Annotated in this window: 6 protein-coding genes; all 6 read left to right on the top strand. The window is 38.5% G+C overall.

Annotated elements, in window-relative coordinates; all coding sequences use genetic code 11:
- On the top strand, positions 1 to 1533 hold a 1533-nt coding region (locus tag AB1488_01385), incomplete at its 5' end, for a phosphotransferase (protein ID MEW6408750.1).
- A 108-nt stretch (positions 1534 to 1641) separates the two neighbouring features.
- Entirely contained in the window at positions 1642 to 1929 is a 288-nt protein-coding gene (locus tag AB1488_01380) for an AbrB/MazE/SpoVT family DNA-binding domain-containing protein (protein MEW6408749.1), read from the top strand.
- Positions 1898 to 2317, top strand: coding sequence for a putative toxin-antitoxin system toxin component, PIN family (locus tag AB1488_01375; protein ID MEW6408748.1), 420 nt, complete (start codon positions 1898 to 1900; stop codon positions 2315 to 2317). The genes AB1488_01380 and AB1488_01375 overlap by 32 nt, the downstream gene beginning before the upstream one ends.
- A gap of 152 nt (positions 2318 to 2469) precedes the next feature.
- Positions 2470 to 3087, top strand: a complete 618-nt coding sequence (locus tag AB1488_01370; protein MEW6408747.1) for a winged helix-turn-helix transcriptional regulator — start codon at positions 2470 to 2472, stop codon at positions 3085 to 3087.
- The gene (locus AB1488_01365; protein MEW6408746.1) at positions 3084 to 3629 is read left to right on the top strand and encodes a transcription termination/antitermination NusG family protein; all 546 of its coding nucleotides are present in this window, start codon (positions 3084 to 3086) and stop codon (positions 3627 to 3629) included. The genes AB1488_01370 and AB1488_01365 overlap by 4 nt, the downstream gene beginning before the upstream one ends.
- Before the next feature lie 208 nt (positions 3630 to 3837).
- Positions 3838 to 4265, top strand: a 428-nt coding sequence (locus AB1488_01360) for a polysaccharide biosynthesis protein (GenBank protein MEW6408745.1), incomplete at its 3' end; no start/stop codon positions are given.

Genomic DNA, 4265 nt, shown 5'->3' with positions numbered 1-4265 from the left:
TTAGATAGGGTTCTTGAGTCTCATCTCTCCTCAGGGAATATAGGGGCTCTCGCTGTACATGATTATCCTGAATTTAATAATGTTGCGATTGATGAAAAAGGAACCTTCATCTCAAAACTCAAAACTCAAAACTCAAAAATGGTTGCCTTTACAGGTATTGCCGTCTATTCTCCGGCATTCCTGAGATTCTTAAGTGAAGGGTTCTCAAATGTTGTTGATGGATGGTTAAAGGCTGTTGCTTCTGGATACAGGATCGGGACGATAGATGTCTCAGGTTGTTACTGGAGAGATATCGGAACACCAAGGGGGTATGCCAATTCTGTTATAGATGTCCTTAAGAAAGAGGGTGAAAGAGTCTACATCCATCCAACAGCTGAAGGATGTAAAGACGCTGAGTTTAACGGATATGTGGTGATTGAAGAAGGCTCGATACTGGATAAAGGGACTTCTCTGAGAAATTGTATCATACTCCCTGAAACCCATTTAAAGGGGGAATCACGCTACGAAGATTGCATAATAGGGCAAGATTATAGGATAGAACTGAGGGATGTCTTTGAAGGGACTGATGCTCAGTTGATCGGGACAGGTGGCTCTGATAGAAAATACTACAGGGTAAAGAGAGATAAGGAATCAGTTGTCCTTATGGAGTGTCGGTCTGACGATTCAGATTTTGGAAGACATGTTGAGTACACACGTTTTTTTCAAAAGTATTCTATCCCGGTTCCCAGACTTATTGAAGTAGATTATACTGAAAAGAAAGCTCTGTTTGAGGACCTCGGAGATATATCCTTATATACATGGCTCAGATGCCCACGCAAACAGGAAGAGATAGAAAAAATATACATGGGTGTTATTGACACTCTGATCTCCCTTCATACTATAGTAACTAAGTATGTATCAGAATGCCCGCTTCTTCAGAGCAGGGTCTTTGATTATGAACATCTTCGTTGGGAGACTGGTTATTTTATAGAGAGATTCGTTAAGGGAATCAGAAATATCGATCCTGAACCCTTGCCTTGTCGCCAGGACAGGCTTGTTTCAGGAAAAGATATTATAGCGCTCGAGGATGAATTCCATAGATTGGCTATAAAGGTGGATTCATTTCCAAAGACTGTTATACACAGGGATTTTCAGTCACAGAATATCATGATTAAAAAAAGTAATATCATAGGAGTGGTAGATTACCAGGGTGCGAGAATAGGACCACCTGCCTATGATCTGGTCTCTATCCTGTGGGATCCATATTACCGCTTGGAGGATATATTAGGGGAAAGACTCATCGATTATTATATCCGAGGAATAAAAGGCATCCTTGGTGAGGAATTTAGTGGAAAAGAATTCAAGAAGACACTTCTACCCTGCAGGCTTCAAAGACACATGCAGGCTCTTGGGGCATACGGATTCCTCTCCAGAGTGAAAGGCAAAAAATATTTCCTGAAATATGTGCCCGAGGGGCTGAATCTCCTTAAGGAAGATGTATTTCTTTCAAAAAATGAGTATCCAGAGTTCTACAAACTGGTGATGAGATTATAAACTAAAACTTTCTTATACCTTTTTAAGCCTTTGAAAAATAATAGTATTGCAAGTTATTCTGAATTCTGATATTTTGAAATTAACAATATAAAATTTTGGGAGGTAAAAATGCAGGCTATTAAATCATTAGTAAGCGAAATAAAGTCTCGTGGCCAGTTGACTATTCCCAAGAAAATAAGGGAAATAAGTCATCTTGAAGAAGGACAGGTAGTTTCTCTTATTCCAGTGGGTAATACCATCATTATAACTCCTAAGAGACTTGAACTTGATGAAGCAAGGAGACAGATAAAGAAGATACTAAAAGAATCAGGTCTTTCTATCGAAGATGTTTTAGCCGGGCTTAAAGAAGAGCGGAAGACTCTTTATGAAAAAACCTATAGAAGAAAAAGCCGTTAGGGTTTTTCTTGACTCAAATGTCATTCTGTCAGGTCTTTTTTCAGATAAAGGTGCCCCACGCATAATTCTTGATATTTTATCCCTCAATCTTCCATTTCTTATAGGGATGACAGGGCGATACAACATTATTGAAATTGAAAGAAATTTAACTAAGAAAATGCCCGATGTTATTCCTATATACAAGGAATACCTCACTAAGTTAAGTCTTAAAATTATCGAACTTCCTTCAGTAGAAGATGTAAACAAATTTTCTGACCATATCTCTGATAAGGATGCGCCAGTCCTTGCTTCAGCGGTTATGAGTAATGCAGATTTTCTTGTGACTGGAGATAAAAAAGACTTTGTAAGACTAAAAAAGAAAGGGAAGATATTCACTCAAAATACTTAGCCCTTCAGAATTTCTTGATATAATCGTTCCAGAAATTATTAAATTTATAGAGAAAGAGTAAGAAATATAGTAATCTATTAAACAGTGAGGTAATGTTCATCAAATGAACAAAATGCTTGACTTTTGATTTTAACTGTGATATTGTTCATGGCATGAACAACTCCCCGGATAATAACTTCAGCAAGGATGATGAAGTTACCCTGAGACTCCTCAATGAGATATCCCAAGACAGCACATTAACACAGAGAAAACTATCTACCCGTCTTGGCGTAGCGTTAGGTTTAACCAATGCACTAATAAAGCGCCTTGTTAAAAAGGGTTACATAAAGATTACTACAATTCCCAAGAATCGCATCAAGTATCTGATAACACCTAAGGGGATAAAAGAGAAGACCCGCCTGACATACGAATATACGATATGTTCTATCCACTATCTCAAAAATGCCAGGGAGAATATTGTAAAGAGTCTTTCGGTATTATCCAAGAAAGGAGTAAATGATGTTCTATTCTGTGGAGATGGTGAGATGGCTGAACTGGTGCATATATCACTTGGTGAATGCAACCTGAATCTTGTAGGCGTTATTGATGATAAAAAGGTAGGTAAATCGTTTCATGGACATAAGATTTCAGATTTTGATGATATAGATAAGCTTAAATTCGATGCAATCATTATAACATCCGACAGAGATGAAGAAGGCTATTACAATAAACTCATAGAGCAACATGTGGATCAGGATAAGATATGGCGAATACAGTGGGGTTGGAAATGAAGGGTTCAGAGACTTCGTCGAGCTCAGTCGAGACGTTTGGAGTGAAGAACTGGTTTGTGCTTTATACAAAACCAAGGCTTGAGGATTTCGTAACTGAGAGGCTTAAACGCATTGAATTAGAGGTATTAAATCCAAAGTTAAAGCGGAGAAAAACGATAAGAGGAAGACTGCAGGAGGTTATCGAGCCATTATTCCCCTGTTATATATTTGCCAATCTCGACATAGACCTCCACTATAGGCTGGTAAAGTATACGAGAGGGGTAAAGAGGTTTGTTGGTAATGAAGGTTCTCCGGCCCCTGTAGGTAATGAGATTATAGATGCAATAAAATCACGGATTAAAGAAGGGTATGTGACAATACAGCCTCCTTCCTTTAAACCAGGCGAGGAGGTTTTAATAAAAGAAGGTCCATTTAAGGACTTTATCGGTATATTTGAGCGGGATATGAAGGCTAAAGATAGGGTGATTATCCTGCTCAATGCAGTATCCTATCAAGCCAGAGTAACGATAGAAAAGGAGTTTCTTGTTAGGGTTAAGGATTGAAGGATTGAAGGGATAAGGTTTTCTCCCTTAATCCTTACTCCTTACCCCTTAATCCTGAGTTGATACTGCATGGAAACAATCCTGTGTTCCTGTGACAGGTTCATACACCTGAATGGCGGTAGCCTGCCTGAAGAAAGGATTAAGGAAAGGGGTAAGCTTAAATCCTTTAATCCTTACTGCTTAATCCTGAGTTAATAGGAGACATAACATGTTAAATGGTAAAACAATTCTAATTACTGGTGGGACAGGTTCTTTTGGCAAGAAGTGTACAGAAATTATCTTAAAAAACTATCAACCCAAGAAGCTTATTGTCTTCAGTCGTGATGAATTAAAGCAGTTTGAAATGAGTCAGGTTTTTAGCGAAAGGGACTATCCATGTATCAGGTATTTTATTGGAGATGTCAGAGACAAAGATCGCCTTTATAGGGCATTTACAGGTGTTGATTATATAATTCATGCCGCTGCATTGAAACAGGTGCCAGCAGCAGAGTACAACCCCTTCGAGGCAATAAAGACTAACATCTTGGGAGCAGAGAATATTATTAATGCTGCGATAGATACAGGTGTCAGAAAAGTAATAGCCTTAAGCACAGATAAAGCAGCTAATCCTGTAAATCTATACGGGGCTACCAAATT

This window comes from Nitrospirota bacterium (assembly GCA_040756155.1).
Classification (GTDB): Bacteria; Nitrospirota; Thermodesulfovibrionia; order JACRGW01; family JBFLZU01; genus JBFLZU01.
The sequence above is the reverse complement of the archived record's forward strand: the minus strand, read 5'-3'. Positions and strand labels throughout refer to the sequence as shown.